Raw genomic sequence first — 21,869 nt, 5'->3', positions numbered from 1 at the left:
CGTATCAATACTGAAAAATACAACTAATTTCCCAGGCCGCGAACAGCTAACCGTTAACAGTTAACCGAATTCAGTTAACCGTTAACAGTTAACCAAATTCAGTTAGCCGAATTCATTCTGGCTTTCAAGGCATCTCGCGCTTGTTCTCGATCGTCAAAATGGACTTTTTCGGTACCCAAAATCTGATAATCTTCGTGTCCCTTTCCTGCAATCAGCACGCCATCTCCCGGTTTAGCCTCCATAATAGCAGTGCGAATAGCAGCGGCTCGATCGCACATCACCATCGGCTTTACTGCGGCGGGAATTCCGGCTAAAACATCCTCCAAAATGCGATCGGGATTTTCAGTGCGCGGATTGTCGGAAGTAACAACAGCTAAATCGGCTAATTCTGCAACAATTTTACCCATGATCGGGCGCTTAGTGCGATCGCGATCGCCGCCGCAGCCAAACACGCAAATCATCTGACCCGGAATAAACGGCCGCGACGCCTTCAACAAGTTCTCCAAACTGTCGGGAGTGTGCGCGTAATCGACAATGACGCTAATATCTTGGTCGGGACTAATTTGCACCCGTTCCATCCGTCCCGGTACTCCCGAAAACTGAGATAATTTCTCCACGATTGCGGACAAATCTAAACCCAATTCTAAAACAGCACCGACAGCAGCCAACATATTTGATAAATTGAACTGACCGACTAAAGGCAAAACAAAAGCAGTTTCGCCCTTGGGAGTGTGCAGCATTCCCTTAACTCCATTGGGCTGATACTGCAAATCAAAAGCATACAAATCTGCCGTTTTGTCGCTAGTGCTATAACTCCAAACTTTGTCAGATTTAACGGTTTCAACTATCCGCTTCCCGTAGGGGTCGTCAATATTAATTACAGCGCGATTTTTGAGGTAATTTGGACTGAATAAAAGCGATTTAGCCTCAAAATAATCTTCCATATCGCGGTGATAATCCAGATGATCTTGAGTCAAGTTTGTAAACACGGCAACTTCAAAACTACAGCCCAAAACTCGCTGCTGCGCTAGGGCGTGGGAACTGACTTCCATCACGCCGTGTTTGCATCCGGCTGCTACAGCTTCTGCTAATTGCTTTTGCAGGTCAACTGCAAAAGGTGTGGTGTAAAGTGCAGTTTGTTGGAAGCCCGGCCAGCGAGTGTAAAGCGTGCCAAAAATCGCCGTCGGCAACTGCATTTCATTGAGCAAAAATTCGATTAAATGAGTTGTTGTAGTTTTGCCGTTAGTCCCGGTAACGCCGACAAGTTTTAATTTGCTAGCTGGATTGCCGTAAAAAGCAGTTGCTATTTGACCGCAAACTTGAGCCATATCGGCTGCTGCGATGACGCAGGGAACTTCTTCTAGCCCCTTGCTAAGGGGGGAAGGAACCTCTTCTAGCCCCCCCTTGCTAAGGGGGGGTTGGGGGGGTGTTTTCTCGGCTGCTTGGGTGGAAATTATGGCGGCAACTGCACCAGATTCGATCGCACTTTGCCAAAAATCTCCGCCATCTACCCGAGTTCCCGGCATTCCCAAAAATAAATCTCCCGCGTGACAAGCGTGGGAATTAGTGGATAAACCCTTGACTTCGGCATCGAGGGCAGGATGTTTGGCGTCAAAGGAAATGCTGGGAACTGCTGCTAATAATTCTCTCAATTTCATCTGAAAAACTCCTTACTTGGATGTCTTGAATATGACTTGCGCAACACATTTTTTGAGCCGCTATCTACAGGCTTTTGCTGTGCGCACCATACAGGTTTACAGTAAAGTGCGTACCGCGAACCCCGAGGCCCGGATTAAGACGTGAGTTTTTGCGTAAATCGTATTATTGTGACGGATCGATTTGCAAATATTTCTGTAACATTTGCTCCAATTGGACGACACTACAGCGGGGAGAAGGACGGGGTAACAGTTCTTCAGCGGAGAATCCAGCCTCGCCAACAGAATTTTTTGGCTGGGGCTGCACTTTAAACAAAACTGGAACTTCGTACTGATAAGCTTCAAACCAATCGTTGCGTTCAGTAATATCTCTGACTTCGAGTTGAAACTTGAGGCTTTCAATCTGTTCTAGTTTTTCTTGCAACCCTTCGCACAAGTGGCAGCCTGGTTTGCTGTACAAAATTAATCGCATCATAAGACTACAATTAGACTTGATATTAAATTCTCGAACGTGCGATCGCAAGTTGGCGAACCCAACGCGAGTAAGACGCAACTCACGGCTTTATTGGTCGCAATGCGCGATCGAAGTTATCTTAGCATTGGCTGCGAACAGATTACCGCGCTTGACAATCAAAACACTACAACCCCATCCCTCTCTTTCTTCTCTTCCTCTGTGCCCTCTGCGCCTCTGCGGTGAAAAAATAAATCTAGTTCACAAATCAAAGACTTAAATTTATTCACAACACCTAATTGTAAACTTAACCTTGACTAATAAATCAATCTTTAGTATAGTATATAAATATCCCTACAGAAAGGAGGCAGTATGGACTGCACCGAATACGCAGAAGCCAAGCGAAAAGCAGCTAAAAAAATTAGCGCCGACATTCGAGAACGCTGGAACAATCGCATCGTCACGCGAGGATTGCACTTGATGGGTGAAGCGGGGGCCGTGCAGTATTTAGCTGATTACGGGCGCGGAATTGGTACGGCAAAAGTTATTGGTTTTGCACTGTGCGCGGAGTCGGAAGGATATCAGGACATGGCTTTTGGCTTTTGGAAAAGAGCTTTTGAATTGGAAACAGGAGAAAAGCCGATCGCCCTCAATACTCTAAACAATTCTACCGCCGATTTCGCTCCTGCTAAACAATCAACTTCCGCCCCAAAAATAGAAACTGCCAACAATCCCATTGTTCCCGAATTGCCGCCGCACTTGCAGCCGGGAAGAATTGTGACGATGCAGCCAGTTGACGCGCCGAGCGATCGTTCTTATTATATCGAAAATCCCGATTATTGGGGGCAGCCGAAGCGCGACGGCAATAGGGTAGTTGTCATCGCGACGCCAGAGAAAGTATACTACCAATCGCGATCGACTAACCTCCGGCAACAGGCATCGATTGAGATCGATCGCACATTAATCGACACAGCCGCTAAAATTGGCACCTTTGTTTTAGACGGCGAACTGTATTACAAAAGCTGCACGGGCAGCGAACACCGCACGGGGGCGCAAGCTGCTACAGTTAATATTGAAAGCGGTTTTCCCACAATCCAGCCCAGCGCAATTTATACCATTTTTAAAAGTTTGTTTTTCAAAGGCAATGATTTAACTACCGTGGCAGAATCCGAACGAATTGCAGCGGGAGTTGAAGTTGGCGAAATGGTGGCTAATTTATCCCCAGCCTTTGAAATTGTACCGACATTTCGCACCACTTCCGAAAAACTCGTCCTGGCCAATCAGCAGGAATCTGAAAATAGAGAAGGTGAAGTTTGGGTGTTGCACAACTGCCGCTATGTGGGCGGCAAAGATGTTAAAAAATATCCGATGGTGAGGACTAAATACTGTCAAGAATACGATTTGTTTATTGTGGGTTTGACGGCGACAAAAGTTGCGGGGCGGCCGTTTAGCGCCGTCAAAGTAGCGCAAGAAATTGATGGCAAATTAGTCCCAGTAGGAACCGTGGGAACCGGGTTTAGCGGGGAGGAAATGCAGGAAATTGCCCGACTCTACGAGGCTAACCCCAAAAGTGTCAAAATTAAAGTGCGATCGCAGGGTTTGACGGAAAGCGGCAAACTGTGGCACGCACGATTTTTGGAGTTTTGTTAAATTTGTAGGGAAACGGCACGGCCGTTTCCCACCCGGGTATGCGATTATTAACCAATAGTGTTAAATAAAAATATCGGAGGAAACATCAATGTTTCTTAGCAAGAATAATTTTTACATCTCCCCAGAAGAGTACCTAGAAGGCGAGCGAGTAAGCCCGATCAAACACGAATACAGACGCGGACACGTTTATGCAATGACAGGGGCAAAAAAACCTCACATTATTATTGGTAGTAATTTAGTTCGGCTACTGGGAAATCATCTTCTGAATACGCCATGCTTAGTTTTATCATCAGATATAAAAGTCCGACTGGAAGAGGCAAATTGCTATTACTATCCTGACGTAGCTGTGACTTGCGACGAAAGAGATACCTCAACTACTGAAGATTTCATTTTATATCCATCTTTAGTAGTTGAGGTATTGTCGCCCTCAACGGCAGCTTTTGACAGAGGCGATAAATTTGCAGATTACCAAACTTCTCCGAGTTTGCAGGAATACGTGCTCATAACTCAATCAGAAATCAAAATTGAGTGTTTTCGCGTCAACCCTGAGGGAAATTGGGTTTCTCAGACTTACCGACAAGGAGATGAGTTAGAGTTAAGGAGTATAGATTTTCGCTGCCCGATCGCACAAGTTTATCAAAAAGTCCCAGGCATGGTATTGTGATGTATGAAACCAGATTTTTAGTAGTAAAATTTTCTCGTCTGTACTTTGACAAAAACCTTAAACCTACTTCTTAGTAAAGACTTGAGTTTTTCTGCCGAAGCTAAAGGAGGGCTGAAGTCCTCACTACAAACCCAAAAGATAATTTACAAATAAAAAAAATGATTAAAATCTTACACCTTTCAGACATTCACATGGGCAGCGGCTTTTCCCACGGGCAGATTAATCCAGAAACTGGTTTAAATACGCGCTTGGAAGACTTCGCGGCGACGCTGAGCAAATGTATGGATAGAGCAATTTCTGAACCCGTAGATTTAGTCATATTCGGCGGCGATGCTTTCCCGGATTCTACGCCTCCACCGTTTGTAAAAGAGGCTTTTGCTCGCCAATTCAGCCGCTTGGTGGACGCGCAAATTCCGACGGTTTTGCTAGTAGGAAATCACGACCAACATTCTCAGGGACAAGGCGGCGCGAGTTTGGGGATTTATCGGACTTTGGGAATACCTAAGTTTATTGTAGGCGATCGCCTGGACACTCACCTGATTCAAACCCGCAGCGGGCCCGTACAGGTGGTAACATTGCCTTGGTTGACTCGATCGACTTTAATGACACGTTCCGAGACTGAAAGCCTGTCTATGGGCGATGTTAACCAATTATTAACCGAAAAACTAACGATCGCAATGGAAGGCGAAATCCGCCGCCTCAACCCCGACATACCAACCGTACTTTTAGCGCACTTAATGGCCGATAAAGCAAGTTTGGGCGCCGAACGTTTTTTAGCAGTTGGAAAAGGTTTTAACATTCCAGTTTCGATGCTAACTCGCCCTTGTTTTGATTACGTTGCTCTCGGCCACGTTCACAAACACCAAAATCTCAATGCTTCCAACAATCCGCCCGTAATTTATCCCGGAAGTATCGAACGAGTTGATTTTAGCGAAGAGAAAGAAGATAAGGGTTTTGTGTTAGTTAATTTGGAACGGGGGAAAGCAGAGTGGGAATTTTGTGCTTTGCCTGTGCGGGTATTTCAGACGATTAAAGTGAATGTTTCCGAATCGGAAAACCCGCAAGCTGAGCTGGTGAAAGCTATTGGGAAGAAGGAGATTGCAGACGCGGTTGTGAGATTGATCTACCAATTGCGATCGGAACAATTAGATTTAATCGACAACGCAGAATTGCACGCACTTCTCGGCGAAGCGCACAGCTACACAATTCAACCGGAATTAGTCAGTCAGTTAGCAAGGCCGCGTTTACCAGAATTGAATGCTAATAATAGTATAGAACCATTAGAAGCTTTGAAAACTTATCTGGCAAGTCGCGACGATTTGAAAGATGTTGCAGAGAGTATGTTAGAGGCGGCGCAGGGTTTGTTGGGAGAGAAACAGGAGGTTTTGGTCGAATTTTAGGTCAAGTGTCGCGCATCTAATTACAGGATGATTTTGCTGCCAAATATTATAGAGTGGGCATCTTGCCCGCCCTAAATATACTATTTAACTCCCAAAAATCTCACCCACCGCCAACCGAGTTCCATTGGCAAAATCTACCCCCGACTGCACCTTTTTCCCCGCTAACTGCACCTCCCGCAACAATAATAAACCATCACCGGTTTGGACGATCGCCCCCAAGCCCTTCACAACCTTGACAACTTCCCCATTTGCACCCGACAACTGGGCTAAAACAGGCCATTCGCGTTCCAAAACTCTCAAATCCGCTGGCATTTGCAGCCAATATTCCGGCCCGACGGGCACAGTAGCTATCACCTTCAGAGAATTGCCGCGAAAAGTCGTCGTGCAATCCGGGAAAAAGCCCCTAACTTGATTGTGAAGGTCGATCGCACTTTTCGACCAATCCAGCACATAATCTGCACTCTTAATCATCGGCGCATAAGTCGCCTCAGCATCATCTTGAACAACAGCTTCAATTTGGTCGTCCCTCAATTTCACCAAAGTTTCAACCAACAAATCCGCCCCAACTTCCGCCAACCTATCCGCCAAAGAATCAGCATTATCCAACAGCGAAATACCAGCAAAAGCCTTCAACAGCATCGCCCCAGTATCCATCCCAGCATCCATCAGCATAGTAGTAATTCCTGTTGTCTTTTCCCCGTCAAAAAGACAGCGCTGAATCGGTGCTGCACCGCGATACTTCGGCAAAATTGAACCGTGAACGTTAACGCAAGCCAAACTAGGAATATCAAGAATTTCTTGAGACAGAATTTGACCGTAAGCCACCACCACAAACACATCCGCCTCCGCTTCCCGCAACTTAGCAATTGTTTCAGCGTCTTTCTTGATTCGCTGCGGCTGCCAAACCGGGAGGCTGTGATTTAAAGCCACATCTTTTACAGGTGAAGGCATTAATTGATTGCCTCTTCCCCGGCGTTTGTCCGGCTGAGTCACCACAGCCACAACCTCAAACTCTGGGTGACTTAGCAAACTAGATAAAGTAGGAACAGCAAAATCGGGAGTGCCAAAAAAGACAATTTTCATAGATTCTTCGTTATTAGTAAGTAGTTATCTGTCATTAGTCATCAAGTAGGTAATGGCAAAAAACCATAGTATATTGTAGAGACTATTAAGCGCGTAGGAGCTATGATACAAGGTAGTTTAGGAGTGTTTTCACCCGCCGAACCCATGTAATGTTTATTGGTTAGCTCAAATAATGCTAGTTTGCTCCTAGATTATACACTTCGAGAACAGTTCCGACTTGTGCGATCGGCAAAAAGGATCTCGATTCGTAATCAGGTGCCACTCGACTCAAACGCTCAAAAGCAATTGGTTTGATAGACGCAACAACATTTGCCTCCATTCTTCTCAAGTTAACTATAACTGTTCTACACTAGGAATTATCATCGAATTTACCTGGCTTACTGCTAATCTCAATCTTATCATATCTCCTCGAACATGGAAAAACCGTCGAATCTCCTGCTAAAACTCAGCCGCAGCTTATTTGCCGACACCGCAGAACAAGAAAAATTTATTCACGCCGTCACCAATCCCCAACCTTTTAATCCTGCCATCTTGTGGCTGCAACCAAAACCTACAGAAAACCCATTTATTCTGGAACATCCAGTTAGTTGGCAACCAGACTTTGTAGATAGACTGGCTTTAGAATCAAAGCCGGGAAAACATTCCTTACATCAAGCAGGACATTACTACTGTCTCGACTTTTCCTCAATCTTCGCCGCCTCCACCTTATTAACAATACCGCAGCCCATCAAACTAATCTTAGATATGTGCGCCGCGCCCGGAGGAAAAAGTATATTTGCCTGGAAAACATTAAACCCAGAATTGCTGTTGTGCAACGAAGTCATAGGCAAACGCATGGGAATGCTGATCTCTAATTTAAGACGCTGCCAAATTCTACCATCCGCCGCCGCTAACGTCGATTCAAAAATACTTGCAGAAAAAATACCACAAACTGCTAATTTAGTAATAGTAGATGCTCCTTGTACTGGTCAATCACTCTTAGCAAAAGGAGACAAAGCACCCGGATGCTTTCATCATGTCACCATCAACAGCAATGCCAACCGCCAAAAAAGAATCTTAGCCAATTCTGCTAAAATTGTAGCGCCGCAAGGTTATCTTGCATACATGACCTGCACTTATTCAACTGCAGAAAACGAACAAGTCAGCGAATGGCTGTTAAGCAAATTTCCCGAATTTCAGCCAGTCACTGTTCCTCATTTAGAAAAATATCGATCGCACCTGACAGCAATTCCTTGCTATCGGATGTGGCCGCAAGATAAACTAGGAGCAGGAGCTTTCACCGTTTTGTTTCAAAACACCTCGGATGGAGAGAGAAATCAGCTACCAGCCGATTTTCTAGATTTAACTCGTTTTACCAACCTCTAACTATCCGCGTCCATCGGCGTTCATCTGCGGTTAAAAAAACTTCTTTCCTGAATACAACTAAAAAATGATTTTATCAAAATTATCCCAAGCCCTCAAAATGCAACTCAAACTAGCTGCTTGCATTTTACTTATTTTAAATTTGCTAATATTAAGCGGCTGTGAAAGCCCAGAAAAAAACAGCGACAAGATTAAAATTACACTGTGGCACGGCATCAATCCTCCACCAAATCGCGACGTATTTCAAACCCTCACAGACAAATTCAACAAAACGCATCCCAACATCCAGATCGAACCAGTTTACATCGGCCAGCCAGACCAACAACTCCCAAAAATACTAACAGCAATAGTTGGAAATGCACCGCCGGATTTGCTGTGGAATAGTGCCACAATTTCAGGAAAGCTAGCAGAACTCAACGCAATTCAACCCTTAGAAAACTGGCTTAACAAATCGCCCCGGAAAGCCGAAATCGACCCGGCACTCTTCGAGTCAATGGAACTGGGCGGACATACTTGGTCAGTTCCCCTAGGTACAAATAACACCGCCATATTTTACCGTCCCAGCTTATTTAAAGCCGCAGGAATCAAAGAAGTGCCGCAGAATTGGGCGCAATTAAAGCAAGCAGCCCGATCGCTCACGCGAGACACCAACGGAGACGGTCGCACAGACCAACACGGCATAGTGCTCCCCCTAGGCAAAGGAGAATGGACAGTATTTACCTGGCTGCCATTCATGTTCACTGCAGGCGGCGAACTCAAAGCCGCAACACCTCAAACTCCCGTACCCCAAATAGACAATCCCGGTTCTCGCGCCGCCTTAGAATTGTGGAGAGACTTGTTAAAAGAAGGTTCAGCAATACTGTCAGCACCAGAACGCGGTTACGAACTCGACAACTTCATCGCCGGTAAAGTCGCCATGCAAATCACCGGGCCGTGGACGTTAGCACAATTGCAGCAAAGCCCGATCGACTACGCAGTGATGCCGATACCCGCCCTCAAACGCCCCGCAGCCGTCGTTGGCGGTGAAAACCTATTTTTAATGAAAACCTCCCCTGAACGAGAGCGAGCAGCCCTAAAATTCTTAGAATACGTTCTAGGTGAAGAATTCCAAACAGCATGGGCATTGGGAACAGGTTACTTGCCAATTAACTTAAAATCGAGACAGAGCCAAGCTTATCAAAGCTTTGTGGAAAAAAACCCTGTTTTGCGAGTATTTTTAGAGCAAATGAACTCAGCCAGAGCGCGACCCATTATTTCAGGTTACTCCCGCCTGTCAGAAAACCTCGGTCGCGCCATAGAGGCAACCCTTCTCGGCCGCAACCCCCAAGACGCCCTTAAAGAATCTCAAGAGCGTTTGACACTAACCTTAGATATTGCAACAGCCAAAGGGAAATAGAGAATAAAAAAAAATTTGCTGTAAATTATCTGCTTTCACTGTATTGAATCAAAAGACTTGAAGCATCAATTAATTGGTTGAAAATCCAGTTAAAATCACTTCTGCCTGCACTTATAGTCAGAAACCGAGTTTCTTGCCTTGGGCTTACCTGAAAGCTGAGATTTTGTGTCGATGTTATCGGTTGCTTGGGTATTATTGACAAGGGTGCAATATGTTAGGTTAAATCGAGTTGCGATCGCCCGACACTAAAAGACGCCGGCTGTACCTCGGTAATAAATTTTTAACAAAACCCAAAATTTACAAACCAAATGCTTAGTCATTACAGATATATTGGCAAAAAACGGCTAGTCCCGAAATTTATGCGCAGATTCGATCGCACAGCAAAAAAAAACCGAACCTTCAACGGCGCCACAAAAAATTAGCTCAAAAGGTTCTCCCCCTACCTACCACCCATGACCTACCATCACTTAATAGAAACATTTTCCCTACCCTGTGCCCGTCCCGTGCCACCTACTGAAACCCCAACAACCGTCAACCTTTTCCCCAAACGACCATGCAGACAAAGTTCCTTAACGCCATCAGAGGACATTCCTGGCGGTACTTCCTCGCAGTAGGTGCGATCGCCCTGACCTACTATGGGGCGTCGCAATTCGCCGTTTCCACCCTCACGCTCAGTTCAGAAATTTACCCGATGTGGCCAGCAGCAGGAATTGCCCAAGTCGCCCTGCTGCTGTTCGGGCGGCAACTGTGGCCGGGAATCGCGATCGGAGGCTTCCTGTTCAGCATGAGCGCACCGTCGGCCAACATCGGCACGGCATTGATTTCGGCAGGCGCCAGAACCCTGCAAGCGTGGACGGGAACTTATCTACTGCAGCGCATTAACTTTAGCGCACGGCTCGATCGGCTCAAAGACGTTTTAGGAATAGTCGGACTAGCAGCCTTAGGATCTACCCTGATCAGCTCCACCAGTGGCAGCATTGTCGTATGCCTGAGCAGTTTATCTAGCTGCAGCAATTTTGGTACGATTTGGGGGACTTGGTGGGTGGGAGACGCTATGGGAATTTTGCTCGTCGCCCCGCTGCTGCTGGCGTGGCAACAATTCCCCAAAGTCTCCACCCATCGCAAAAAAAAGATAGCTGAACGAGCGATTTGGCTGCTGCTGCTGCTAGCAGTCGGCTGGCTCGTCTTCTGCTCGCGCACCCGCGCCGCCTACGCCCGCTATCCCCTCGAATACTTACCATTTCCCCTAGTAGTTTGGGCTGCCTTTCGATTTGGCCAGCGCTACACGGCCCTCTCCAACTTCATCCTCTGCGGCTTCGCCATCTGGGGCATAGCCCGAAGCAGCGGCCCCTTTTTCAAACACGCCAGCAGCATCCCCCAAGCACTGTTATCCCTGCAAGCCTTCATCGCCGTCATCGCCGTCACCGGCTTAGTCTTAGCCGCCACCGTCGCCGAACGCAACCAAGCAGAAGCCTCGCTGCGCGCCAGCGAAGCCAGCCTCGCCAACGCCCAGCGCATCGCCCAACTAGGCAACTGGGACTTAGACCGCAACACCCAGCAATTGCGGTGGTCAGAGGAAATTTATCGCATCCTGGGAGAGCGACCGGGAACTTTTGAACCCAGCCTTGAAGCCTTCTTGGAATACGTGCACCCCGAAGACAGAGAATTAGTCAAAACCTCGATCGAAGCAGCTTTATTTCAGCAACAGCCTTACAGCATCGACTACAGGCTCGTACTCCCCGACGGCAGCAACCGCACAGTCTACGAACAAGCGGCGGTCAACTTCCTCTACATCACCAGCACCGTCCAAGACATCACAGACAGAAAGCGGGCAGAAGCCGCGCTGCGTTCTTCAGAAGAAAGATTTTCCAAAACCTTTCACGCCTCCCCAGTCGGTATTAGCATCTGCACCCTCACAGACGGATGCTTCCTCGATGCCAACGAAAGCTTTTTGCGCTCATTAGGCTGGCTGCGGCACGAATTTATCGGCCGCACCGCCAGCGAGTTAAAAATCTTGGTCAATTCAGAAGACGGGCGGCGGCTAGCCCAGATTTTGCAAGCACAAAATTCGATCAGCAACCAAGAAATCAAAATTCGCACCAAAGCCGGCGAAGTGCGCGACTGGCTGCTGTCAGTGGAACTCATCGACCTCGCCAGCACTCAGTGCGTTTTAATCATGACCAGCGACATCACCGAACGCTTGCGTTCCGAAGATTTCCGCCGGGCCGCATTAGCTGCGGAAGCTGCAAATCGCTCGAAAACCATTTTTCTCGCCAACATGAGTCACGAACTCAGAACCCCCCTCAACGCTATCATCGGCTACAGCGAGATCCTGCAAGAAGACGCCCGAGACCTCGGTGCCGAAGAGTTCATCGACGACCTCCAGAGAATTAACACGGCCGGCCAGCACTTGCTAGTGCTAATTAAAGATATTCTCGACTTGACGAAAATTGAAGCAGGCCGCATCGACTTGCACCTCGAAACCTTCACCATTGTAAATCTGGTTGAAGAAGTAGCCGCCACGATCGCGCCGATGGCAGACAAAAATAGCAATATCCTAGAAATACAATGCCCCGAGGATATTGGCTCGATGCAGACCGACTTGACTAAACTCCGGCAGTCTCTGCTCAACCTCCTCAGCAATGCCGCGAAATTTACTTGCTCCGGCGCGATTACCTTCGCCGTTACCCGCTCCGTCGAAACCCCCGCCGACTCTGCAAATAAAGGCAAAAAATTTGGAGCGTATAGAGGAGATGGCCAAGCTGAAAATAGCTTGTCTCTCTTATCTTCCCCTCAAGATTGGATCGTTTTTACAGTCACAGATACTGGCATTGGCATGAGTCCCGAACAGTTAGCCAGAATCTTCGATCCTTTCACGCAAGCCGATTCCTCAACTACTAAGAAGTACGGCGGTACTGGTTTGGGGCTGACGATTACTAAGAAATTCTGCGAAATGATGGGCGGAGACATTACCGCATTCAGCGAGTTAGATAAAGGTTCTACTTTTATAATTCGGCTGCCAGCTATTTTTACCGACCTTTCGATATCAACCGAAAACTCTGATAAATAATATTTTTTAACAGTTATTTTCAATTGTTGCTACTAAATTTATTAGCCTCCGCAATTTGCTGATTCTTTCGCTAGCAGGTATGGAGATTTTGACCATATAACAGAAGCAAGAAGGAAGACTGAAGTTGCAATATCAGAGTTCATTTTTTAGCAATAATGAAAAATTCTTAACCGTCGGGCGCAATTTTTATAATTTATCACATCGATCGACTTATTTTTATTACTTTTATTCTTAAAAAGAGGTATAATATCATGTTTTACTCTGCAACCATAATTAAGTTCGCAGTAAGTAACAAAGTCCTGATAGAGTTTCTGCTGGCATCGGAATAATCAGAGTGCAGTGCGATCGCCGTGCTCGCACGCTCGGTATCATTCCTATCTAACCGGATTTGATATTGCTCCCTCCAGAAACTCGGTTTCTTCACCTAAGTCAGGCCGTCAAAAAAGCGAGTTTTGGCAGAAACCTGGTTTTTGATCGTAAGTTAACTTGATAAGATACCATTTTTGAGTGTGCGGCAAACATTCAGAACATGGGTTTGGTGACAATCGAAAAATTTTTGATAATATTATAGAAAGCGTCCATAGGGTAAAAACGTTCTTAATTGCTAAAACCCTTGCTTTTATTGCTTCTTCCTTCTTCCTTCTTTTTATCCTGAGCGACTTGCCCGATCCTGAAGCCGAAGGGAGCCGAAGGGCCTTCAACATCTGCTATAAATATAATTAGCGCAGTTGGAAAGATTTTGGAGAGCAGAGATGCTCGATCGGCTTTTCGCTCAAACCTATGAGAAAGTTCGATCCCGTACCTTTCCACTAACTGTATAGCGGGGTATATATACTATTAATTAAAAAGATATACTGTATAAATTTGCCTACAAAGCGCCAGAAATTATGCATTCTCACCTCCAGCGCCAACTCGAACAGCTCGGTTTAGCCAGCGAGTCCCCCCCTCCCAATGCCGAGCAGTGGCAGCTATTCTTAGAGCAGGTAAGTTGTAGCTACGACGGAGCTCGGAGCGAGCAGGAACCTCTGCAGGCTTGTTTGAACTCCGCTCCGGTGGCGCTACAGGATTTGATATCCTCGCCCCAGTCGCCTCAAGACTCTCCAGCAGCTTCAGAAATCGATCGGCTGCGAGCCACTGTCAACAATTTGGGGGCGGGATTGTGTATCCTTGACGCGAAGGGGTTTGTCATTTCGGTGAATCCAGAGGCCGAACGCTTGCTGGGGTGGCGAGAGTCGGAACTTGCAGGCGTTTCTCTGCTACAGCGCATCGCCAGCCAGCAAAATCAAAGCAAGAAATCCCAAGTTTTGACGCCTCGGAAACAGTTGCCAAGCAAGAGTGAAGATGCAGCGATCGCACCTACACTAGGTTTACAAGAGGCGATCGCCTCCGGTCAACCTTGCAGCAATTGGGACGACGAGTTTCTGTGCCGCGACGGCAAGATTTTACCAGTTTCCTATTTTTTCAATCCCGCAGTTGAAGGCGGCGAAATATCATTCTTGGTGTTTTTTGACATTAGAGAACACAAGCAATCGCTCTCGATGCTGCAAGCCGTTCTAGAATATACAGATGCTGGAATTATAGCGGTTGACAGAAACTGCAATATATGCAATTATCATCAAAAATTTGTCGAGATGTGGGGTTTATCCGCCAGCCAAGGAAACTTGAGCAGATCGACCTTCGGCACTGTTAAAAAAAATATCGAAACAGGATTCCCCTTCGCCCGAGAACAATTAAAAGTCCCCCAAGGATTTCTCCAAAACGCGAGCGAAGTGTCGGCAGATCCAGATACTCAAATCAGCGAATTATTAGAACATAAAGACGTAAAAATTATCGAATTAAATTCGTTACCATCAAAAAAAGTCGGAGCGAACAGAGTCGGGAGAGTCGGGAGCTTTCGAGACGTTACCGATAGCAAAAAAGTAGAACAATCTTTGCAGTATCAAGTAGAATTAAATCAGTTGATTGCCAGTTGGTCAACCCATTTCATCAGTCAGGCCGCATCGGGAATAGACAAAAGCATCGATCGAACTCTGGAAGCGATCGCCACTTTGAGCGGGTTTGACCGCAGTTACATCTACCTGTTATCTCAAGACAAAACCCGCGCCGACAAAACCTACGAGTGGTGCGCTGACGGCATTCCGGTAATAAAAGGCAGCACCGAAAAACAAATAAACATCGCACAAATCCCTTGGATCGCAGAAAAGCTCGATCGCGCCGAATGCCTCTATATTCCTGAAATCGGCGAACTCGCGCCCCCAGCCAAAACTGAAATTGGCTATTTTATCGGTCAAAATCCAGCAGAATTCCAGAGAGACTCCCCATCCACAACAGCCAATCAAACAGCAATCGCCTCAATACCTTCGATTGGCGCTTCCCTCAATAATTTAGAATCAAAAAAACAGCTAAAAAATATCCAATCGCTGATAATTATTCCCCTAATTTGCAGTAAAAACCTAGTAGGATTTCTCGGATTCGATGCCTTAAAGCAAATAGCAAATCCATTGCCCGAAATATCCACACAGCTAAAAATGGTAGGAGAAATGGTCGCCAATGCCCTAGAGCGCAAGCGAGCAGAAGCAGCCTTGAGACAATCCGAAACAAAATACCGCAGCATCTTTGAAAACGCAGTCGAAGGCATATTCCAGACCACCCCAAACGGGCGCTACCTCAGTGCCAATCCCGCACTAGCCCGCATTTACGGCTACGAATCATCTACCCAAATGCTCGCCGAACTCGCAAACCTCAACCGCCAACTTTACGTAGACCCCAAGCGACGCGGCGAGTTTATTGCCCAATTGGGGGTGCGCCGTCAAATATCAAAATTTGAATCCCAAATATACCGCCGAGACGGCAGCACGATCTGGATTTCCGAAAACGCGCGCAGCATCTGCGACGAAACCGGCAGCGTTTTGTATTACGAAGGCACAGTCCAAGACATCACCGATCGCAAACAGGCAGAATCCGCCATGCAGTCGGCCCTAGAAGCAGCAGAATCAGCCAACCGGGCAAAAAGCACATTTCTGGCCAACATGAGCCACGAACTGCGCACACCGCTCAATGCGATCGTCGGCTACAGCGAAATGCTTAAAGAAGAAGCCGAAGAATTGGGCGACGAAGCTTTCGTCCCCGACCTCGAAAAAATCCGCAGCGCCGGCAAACACCTGCTGTCGATGATCGACGACATCCTAGATATCTCTAAAATTGAAGCAGGCCGAATGGATCTCTACTTAGAAACCTTCGACATCCATCCCTTAATTGAAAGTGCTGTCGCCACGGCCAGGCCGCTGGTCGAGAAAAACGGTAATACCCTAGAAGTTTACTGTCCGGACAACCTCGACACCATGCACGCCGACATGACCAAAGTCCGGCAAGTGCTGCTCAACCTGCTCAGCAACGCTGCCAAGTTCACCCAAAACGGGAAAATTGCGATCGGGGTGGAAAGAATTAAAAATGAACAATTAAAAATGAACAATCAAGAGGAATCTTCCCAAATTTTAATTTCCAACTCCGAATTTTTCAGTTTCCGCGTCGCCGACAGCGGTATCGGCATGACAAAAGAGCAATTGCAGCGAGTTTTCCAACCTTTCACCCAAGCTGACGCCTCGACAACCCGCAAGTACGGCGGCACGGGTTTGGGACTAGCTATCAGCCAGCGCTTCTGTCATATGATGGGTGGCAGCATTGAGGTCAGCAGCACGCTGGGCGCAGGCAGCACTTTCACCGTGCTCTTGCCCAGCGCGATTCAACAGCCGGAAATCGCCAACAAAGTCCGCGACAGCACTAGCCCTCCGGTCGCCCCCGCTGTCGGCACGGTGCTGGTAGTTGATGACGACCCGATATCGCGGGATTTGATCCAGCGCGCCCTCGTTCGCCAAGGACTGCACATCGAAGTCGCCGGCGGCGGCGAGCAAGCTCTCCGGCTCGCTAAGCAACTGCGGCCAGACGCGATTACCCTCGACGTGATCATGCCCGGAATGGACGGCTGGGCGGTACTCTCAGCGCTGAAGGCAGATCCAGATCTTGCCGAAATTCCCGTAATCCTGCTATCCTTTGTTGGCAACAAAAGCCTCGGCTTTGCATTGGGTGCCTCGGACTACCTCACCAAACCAGTGGACGGCAAACGGCTGGCTGCCTTGTTGAACAAGTACCGGCGCGACCAAGACGGCGTTGCAAGTAACAATTTGACCTGTCAGATTCTAATTGTGGAAGACGACGTTGCCACGCGGGAAATACTGCGACGCATACTAGAAAGACAAGGCTGGGCAGTAACGGAGGCTGACAGCGGGCGCGCGGCTCTCTCTCGGCTAGAAATTGCCCGACCGCATCTGATCCTGCTGGATTTGATGTTGCCAGAAATGGATGGTTTTGAGTTGATCGGCGAACTTCGCAAATCGTACTCTGGAGATCCAATACCGATTGTTGTGCTCACGGGGAAAGACCTGACACCGGCCGAAAGCCAGCAGCTTAACGGTTGTGTCGATCGGGTGTTAAAAAAAGGAGTCTACAGTTGCGATACTTTGTTGCGCGATGTTCGCTCTATAGTGAATGACAGGTTCGATCGCAGGTACGACTCGAAAGGCAAGGAGAACACCAATGGCTAAAATCCTGTTGGTCGAAGATAACGAAATGAATAGGGATATGCTTTCCAGGCGTCTGGCCCGCAAGGGACACGAGGTCTTTATTGCTGTTGACGGTGCTGAGGGGGTGTCGATGGCGCTCGCGAAAGTACCCGATTTGATTCTGATGGATATGAGTCTGCCAGTGCTCGACGGGTGGCAAGCAACCCAGCAAATTAAGGCGGCTCCTGAAACTAGCACGATTCCGGTGATTGCTCTGACGGCTCACGCAATGGCGGGCGATCGTGAAAAGTGTCTGGCCGCCGGCTGCGACGACTACGACACCAAACCGGTGGAGTTTCCCCGACTTTTGGGTAAAATTGAAACGCTTCTGAAAGAGGCCATGACATGAAAGGTGACGAGGGCAGCGTGCTGGTTGTTGATGACAATGAGGTAAACCGCGATTTGCTGGCCCGCCGACTTCAGCGTCAAGGCCACTTGGTCACTGTTGCTGAAGATGGTCTCCAAGCTCTGGAAATGTTGCGAAGAGATCCTTTTGATTTGGTTCTCCTAGACATTATGATGCCGCAAATGAACGGCTATCAGGTGCTGGAAAATCTGAAAGCGGACGAAAAGTTGCGCTATATCCCGGTGATTATGATTTCGGCGGTGGACGATATCGACAGTATCGTCCGGTGTATTGAGTTGGGGGCGGAGGATTATCTTTCTAAACCGTTCAATCCGGTATTGCTCAAGGCTCGGATTAGCGCTTGTCTGGAAAAGAAGCGGCTGCGGGATAAGGAACAGGCGTATTTACACGAGTTGGCCCTGGAAAAGGAAAAGTCGGAGCGTTTGCTGTTAAATATTTTACCGAAGGCGATCGCGCAGCGCCTGAAACACGGGGAAAGTACGATCGCCGACAGTTTCGCTGAGGTAACAGTGATGTTTGCCGATTTGGTCGGTTTTACTAAGCTTTCGGCTCATTTGTCGCCGGCCCAGTTGGTGGAGTTGCTCAACGAGATTTTTTCGGCTTTTGACGAGTTGGCCGAGCGCTACGGACTTGAGAAAATTAAGACGATCGGCGATGCTTATATGGTTGTTGGCGGTTTGCCGACGCCCAGCGACGACCACGCCGAGTCGATCGCCGAAATGGCGTTAGACATTCAAGCAGCAATGACTAAGATCCGTACCAAGGGAGGTCAGCCGCTCAGCATCCGCATCGGCATCCACACAGGCCCGGTGGAAGCTGGGGTAATCGGTACTAAAAAATTTACATACGATTTGTGGGGAGATACGGTAAATACAGCTTCCCGGATGGAATCTCAAGGCGTCCCCGGCAGCATTCAAGTGACAGTTGCTACCTACGAGCGCCTGCGGGGTAAGTATGTTTTTGAGGAGCGAGGCGTGATTCCGGTGAAGGGGAAAGGCGATATGATGACTTATCTGCTTGTGGCCCGAAACGCCTCATGATATCAATTCCGGTTGCACCGGAATGATGGGGAGTGGGGAGTGGGGGAAGGTGTAATTATTGACTTTGACTCGATCGTGCCCATCCCACGGAAAACGATATGACAAATGACCAAACGACCAATTACCAAATTGACAAATGAGCGTAAATTCTAACCTTTTAATCTACGCCCAATGGGCGGGAATTCTAACAGCAGCCTTGGCTATTCTAACTGTTATAGCATTTATCTTCAAATGGGGTATTCGCTTCCGATTGGTAGGAGTGACAAGTTTTATGACCGTAGTCGCTGCGAGTATATTCGGTCTGGGTTTGGGACTGTTTACTCGCACAGAAATTCCCGGTGCAGTTCGCTATTCTTTAGTTTACGATACTGGCGGCGCTCAAACAGTAGTTACCGTGCCGCCTTCGATCACCGAATCGGAATTAGAAGCAACGATGCGCCAAGTGGCTGCGGATTTGTACTCTCCAGGGCGGTCTGGAAGGGGCAGAGACTACATGACAATCCGGGTTCGTACAGTTGTACATCCTGAACCTGGGCTGTCGCAGCCGCTGTTTTTGGGCGAGGTGAGGCGATCGCTCGCGACTCGTGATGATGACAAAATGGCGATCGAAATCTTCCCCGAAAAAGTTGCTATTCTGAAAAAATATCAAGCCTAAAAGTAGTGAGTGTTGGGTGCGCCATGTGCACCCAGCCTTTTGCATAGATTCGATCGCTCTTGTTAAAATTATCTGCATTTATCCGTGTTCATCTGCCTTAAATCTGCGGTTGAGCCTATAAAAAACCAAAAATAGTAAAAAAAATTATGAATCCAAATACAGAACAATTACTAACAGACCTCACCGATGCCTTTAACCCATTTTATCCCTTACCAGCAGGCGACCCGCAATATGTTGACTGTCAAGAAGTGCGAGGAGATGACAATATTACCCTAGACTTGGGCCGCAACATTCAGCGTTCCAAACAGATGACTTATCAGTATCAGTTATACGCCGGACACCGGGGGGCGGGAAAGTCAACCGAATTGCTGCGCCTAGAGGATCATCTAAAAAAACAAGGTTATTTTGTCGTTTATTTCGCTGCTGACGAACAAGATATCAATCCCGAAGATACAGAATACACAGATATTTTGCTCGCTTGCACCAGGCACTTTTTAGAAGCCATTAAAGATGCTGACCCAAAACCTTTGCGCGATTGGATGGAAAACCGCTGGGCTGATTTAAAAGATTTAGCCCTGTCAGAAGTATCGTTTGAAAAATTGAGCTTAGAACTGCAAATTTCTCAGTTTGCCAAGCTGACGGCGAATGTGAGAAACGAACCGAGTTTGCGCCAAAAAATTCGAGAAAAAGTTAATCCCTACACATTAACCCTGATTGATGCGTTGAATGAGTTTATTGTCAATGCTAAAAATAAATTGCCCAGCAAATATTCAAAACTGGTGGTGATAGCCGATAATTTAGATCGGATTGTGCCGTTTTCCAAAGACCTAGGGGGACGTAGCAATCTCGATGAAATTTTCTTAGACCGCAGCGAACAACTCAAAGCTTTAAAATGTCACGTAGTTTACACCGTACCGATTTCGATGGTGCATTCTAACCGCGCTGCCGATTTAAGTAATAATTATAGCAATCCTCCCCAAGTCCTACCGATGATTATGGTACGCAAACCCAGCGGTGAAGTTCACCCGCCGGGACTTGCTAAAATGAAAGAGTTGATTGAGAAGCGGGTAAAACAAGTCGCTCCGCATTTATCTTTAGAAACAGATTTTTTTGACACCGCAGAAACTCTAGAAGGGCTGTGTTTGATGAGTGGAGGCCACGTCAGGAATTTGATGTTGATGATGCAAGAAGCTATCAAGAAGACGGATAATTTGCCCATTACTACGAAAGCAGCGAAAAGGGCGATTACGAACCTGCGGGATGTCTACCGCAAAACTGCCGGACACAATGAATGGTCTATTTTAGCACAAGTATCTCTTTCTCGTCGGATACTGAATGACGAACAGCACCGCAATTTACTATTTAGTCGCTGTATTTTGGAATACAGATACTTGGATGAAGAAGAAGACATCCAGTCTTGGTATGATGTTCACCCGCTAATTAAAGGCATTCCGGAATTTAAGGAAGCAGTCGCTATACTTCAGTCATGAAACCAGAAGCAATTGATTGGGACGAAGATTTACCACCAGCAGAACCGGAGGAAGAATATCGAGATCTGGTACGCACTATCAAGCGGACAAAAGGCTTTAGCTTGTTATTTGTGGAGTGTTCGCCGGCGGAGGGAGAACGCTGGATTGCTAGAGTTAAAACAGATATTCCGCAGCAAAAAATTGAGGTTTTGCGGCTGAAGGAATCGGTTTATGATTTTTACAATCTAATTGAAGAGTTGCCAAATCGCGATCGCATCAATGTCCTATTCGTCCAGGGTTTAGAATATTCACTTTATGAATACGAACAAGAAAAAAAGGAGCTAGGCTGGGAAAGCAAGGATATTTACTCTTATAGTTGGCGGGGTGTGCCGCCTGTTTTAATTAATTTAAACCAGCAGCGAGAACGATTTCGAGATAATTTTAAAATCTGTTTTGTTTTTCTGTTGCCTAAGTTTGCTATTGATTATTTTATTCAGCGGGCGCCGGATTTCTTTGATTGGCGATCGAGTTTATTTAAGTTGTCAATGGATAAAGAACTGCTGCAACTAGAATCAAGGCAGGCTTGTTCCGAAAGATGGAAGCAAGAAGATTATCTAGCTTTGACTCCCCAAGAACGGAAACGGAAATTGGTGAGGATTCAATCTTTAATTGATGAGGATGGGCAAACACCAGAACAACAAGCAGAATTGTTTTATGAACAAGGTTTATTGCATGACTTTGCTGAAGAATATGCAAAGGCGAGATCCTCCTACGACAAAGCCTTAGAAATTAAACCAGATTTACACGAAGCCTGGAACAATCGGGGCATTGCACTGCGTAATTTAGGAAGAGAGGAAGAAGCGATAGCCTCCTACGACAAAGCCTTAGAATTCAAACCAGATTATCGCGACGCCTGGAACAATCGGGGCATTGCACTGCGTAATTTAGGAAGAGAGGAAGAAGCGATAGCCTCCTACGACAAAGCCTT

16 protein-coding genes are annotated in these 21,869 nt (G+C 47.1%); 12 read left to right on the top strand and 4 right to left on the bottom strand.

The annotated features are described in order from the left end of the window. Positions 1 to 98: 98 nt before the first annotated feature. Together QUA13_RS18445 and QUA13_RS18440 are read right to left on the bottom strand one after the other, a co-directional pair. Entirely contained in the window at positions 99 to 1,658 is a 1,560-nt protein-coding gene (locus QUA13_RS18445; RefSeq protein WP_333200766.1) for a UDP-N-acetylmuramoyl-L-alanyl-D-glutamate--2,6-diaminopimelate ligase, read from the bottom strand. Positions 1,659 to 1,821: 163 nt separating this feature from the next. Further along, positions 1,822 to 2,127, bottom strand: a complete 306-nt coding sequence (locus tag QUA13_RS18440; RefSeq protein WP_172190977.1) for a glutaredoxin family protein — start codon at positions 2,125 to 2,127, stop codon at positions 1,822 to 1,824. A gap of 351 nt (positions 2,128 to 2,478) precedes the next feature. Here QUA13_RS18440 and QUA13_RS18435 point away from each other — a divergent pair, with 351 nt between their 5' ends. From QUA13_RS18435 to QUA13_RS18425, 3 genes are all read left to right on the top strand, one after another. After that, positions 2,479 to 3,756 (top strand): ATP-dependent DNA ligase, encoded by a 1,278-nt coding sequence (locus QUA13_RS18435; RefSeq protein WP_333200764.1) that lies wholly within the window; start codon positions 2,479 to 2,481, stop codon positions 3,754 to 3,756. A gap of 88 nt (positions 3,757 to 3,844) precedes the next feature. After that, positions 3,845 to 4,420 carry a Uma2 family endonuclease gene (locus QUA13_RS18430; RefSeq protein WP_333200762.1) on the top strand — a complete coding sequence of 192 codons (576 nt, stop codon included), beginning with the start codon at positions 3,845 to 3,847 and terminating at the stop codon, positions 4,418 to 4,420. Between the two features lie 158 nt (positions 4,421 to 4,578). Further along, positions 4,579 to 5,820, top strand: a complete 1,242-nt coding sequence (locus QUA13_RS18425) for an exonuclease SbcCD subunit D (RefSeq protein WP_333200759.1) — start codon at positions 4,579 to 4,581, stop codon at positions 5,818 to 5,820. An 84-nt stretch (positions 5,821 to 5,904) separates the two neighbouring features. Here the strand turns inward: QUA13_RS18425 and fmt are convergent, their stop codons facing one another. Next, entirely contained in the window at positions 5,905 to 6,903 is a 999-nt protein-coding gene (gene fmt / locus QUA13_RS18420; RefSeq protein WP_333200757.1) for a methionyl-tRNA formyltransferase, read from the bottom strand. 414 nt (positions 6,904 to 7,317) lie between these two features. On the opposite strand from fmt, the gene QUA13_RS18415 reads away from it, so the two are divergent. The 3 genes from QUA13_RS18415 (at position 7,318) to QUA13_RS18405 (ending at position 12,731) form a co-directional block, all read left to right on the top strand. Then, positions 7,318 to 8,268 (top strand): RsmB/NOP family class I SAM-dependent RNA methyltransferase, encoded by a 951-nt coding sequence (locus QUA13_RS18415; protein ID WP_333200755.1) that lies wholly within the window; start codon positions 7,318 to 7,320, stop codon positions 8,266 to 8,268. 64 nt (positions 8,269 to 8,332) lie between these two features. Continuing rightward, a complete protein-coding gene (locus QUA13_RS18410; RefSeq protein WP_333200753.1) occupies positions 8,333 to 9,661 on the top strand; it encodes an ABC transporter substrate-binding protein in 1,329 nt (442 codons plus the stop codon). Positions 9,662 to 10,214: 553 nt separating this feature from the next. Beyond that, on the top strand, positions 10,215 to 12,731 hold the full coding sequence (locus QUA13_RS18405) for an MASE1 domain-containing protein (protein ID WP_333200751.1): 2,517 nt from the start codon (positions 10,215 to 10,217) through the stop codon (positions 12,729 to 12,731). Positions 12,732 to 13,328: 597 nt separating this feature from the next. Here QUA13_RS18405 and QUA13_RS18400 read toward each other — a convergent pair. Next, a complete protein-coding gene (locus QUA13_RS18400) occupies positions 13,329 to 13,541 on the bottom strand; it encodes a hypothetical protein (RefSeq protein WP_333200748.1) in 213 nt (70 codons plus the stop codon). 77 nt (positions 13,542 to 13,618) lie between these two features. Here QUA13_RS18400 and QUA13_RS18395 point away from each other — a divergent pair, with 77 nt between their 5' ends. From QUA13_RS18395 to QUA13_RS18370, 6 genes are all read left to right on the top strand, one after another. Continuing rightward, complete coding sequence (locus QUA13_RS18395; RefSeq protein WP_333200746.1) at positions 13,619 to 17,332, top strand: response regulator; 3,714 nt, start codon at positions 13,619 to 13,621, stop codon at positions 17,330 to 17,332. After that, positions 17,325 to 17,699 (top strand): response regulator, encoded by a 375-nt coding sequence (locus QUA13_RS18390; protein ID WP_172190694.1) that lies wholly within the window; start codon positions 17,325 to 17,327, stop codon positions 17,697 to 17,699. The genes QUA13_RS18395 and QUA13_RS18390 overlap by 8 nt, the downstream gene beginning before the upstream one ends. Further along, a complete protein-coding gene (locus tag QUA13_RS18385; RefSeq protein WP_333190085.1) occupies positions 17,696 to 18,757 on the top strand; it encodes an adenylate/guanylate cyclase domain-containing protein in 1,062 nt (353 codons plus the stop codon). Before QUA13_RS18390 ends, QUA13_RS18385 begins: the two co-directional genes overlap by 4 nt. A 136-nt stretch (positions 18,758 to 18,893) precedes the next feature. Beyond that, positions 18,894 to 19,412: a Ycf51 family protein gene (locus tag QUA13_RS18380; protein WP_333200744.1), complete on the top strand. Its 519-nt coding sequence runs from the start codon at positions 18,894 to 18,896 to the stop codon at positions 19,410 to 19,412. Between the two features lie 146 nt (positions 19,413 to 19,558). Then, entirely contained in the window at positions 19,559 to 20,902 is a 1,344-nt protein-coding gene (locus QUA13_RS18375; RefSeq protein WP_333200741.1) for an ATP-binding protein, read from the top strand. Next, the coding region (locus tag QUA13_RS18370; protein ID WP_333200739.1) for a tetratricopeptide repeat protein at positions 20,899 to 21,869 on the top strand (971 nt) is incomplete at its 3' end. The genes QUA13_RS18375 and QUA13_RS18370, both read left to right, overlap by 4 nt.

It is taken from the genome of Microcoleus sp. S28C3 (assembly GCF_036700785.1).
GTDB classification, from domain to species: Bacteria; Cyanobacteriota; Cyanobacteriia; order Cyanobacteriales; family Microcoleaceae; genus Microcoleus; species Microcoleus asticus.
Note: the sequence above shows the minus strand (reverse complement) of the source record. Positions and strands in the feature narration are given on the sequence as shown.

Excerpts from the sequence above, each read along its gene's own strand:
- QUA13_RS18410 (WP_333200753.1), top strand. The coding sequence starts at position 8,333 with ATGATTTTATCAAAATTATCCCAAGCCCTCAAAATGCAACTCAAACTA.
- QUA13_RS18385 (WP_333190085.1), top strand. The coding sequence starts at position 17,696 with ATGAAAGGTGACGAGGGCAGCGTGCTGGTTGTTGATGACAATGAGGTA.
- fmt (WP_333200757.1), bottom strand. The coding sequence starts at position 6,903 with ATGAAAATTGTCTTTTTTGGCACTCCCGATTTTGCTGTTCCTACTTTA.
- QUA13_RS18415 (WP_333200755.1), top strand. The coding sequence starts at position 7,318 with ATGGAAAAACCGTCGAATCTCCTGCTAAAACTCAGCCGCAGCTTATTT.
- QUA13_RS18375 (WP_333200741.1), top strand. The coding sequence starts at position 19,559 with ATGAATCCAAATACAGAACAATTACTAACAGACCTCACCGATGCCTTT.
- QUA13_RS18380 (WP_333200744.1), top strand. The coding sequence starts at position 18,894 with ATGAGCGTAAATTCTAACCTTTTAATCTACGCCCAATGGGCGGGAATT.
- QUA13_RS18445 (WP_333200766.1), bottom strand. The coding sequence starts at position 1,658 with ATGAAATTGAGAGAATTATTAGCAGCAGTTCCCAGCATTTCCTTTGAC.
- QUA13_RS18430 (WP_333200762.1), top strand. The coding sequence starts at position 3,845 with ATGTTTCTTAGCAAGAATAATTTTTACATCTCCCCAGAAGAGTACCTA.
- QUA13_RS18395 (WP_333200746.1), top strand. The coding sequence starts at position 13,619 with ATGCATTCTCACCTCCAGCGCCAACTCGAACAGCTCGGTTTAGCCAGC.
- QUA13_RS18435 (WP_333200764.1), top strand. The coding sequence starts at position 2,479 with ATGGACTGCACCGAATACGCAGAAGCCAAGCGAAAAGCAGCTAAAAAA.
- QUA13_RS18440 (WP_172190977.1), bottom strand. The coding sequence starts at position 2,127 with ATGCGATTAATTTTGTACAGCAAACCAGGCTGCCACTTGTGCGAAGGG.
- QUA13_RS18390 (WP_172190694.1), top strand. The coding sequence starts at position 17,325 with ATGGCTAAAATCCTGTTGGTCGAAGATAACGAAATGAATAGGGATATG.
- QUA13_RS18405 (WP_333200751.1), top strand. The coding sequence starts at position 10,215 with ATGCAGACAAAGTTCCTTAACGCCATCAGAGGACATTCCTGGCGGTAC.
- QUA13_RS18425 (WP_333200759.1), top strand. The coding sequence starts at position 4,579 with ATGATTAAAATCTTACACCTTTCAGACATTCACATGGGCAGCGGCTTT.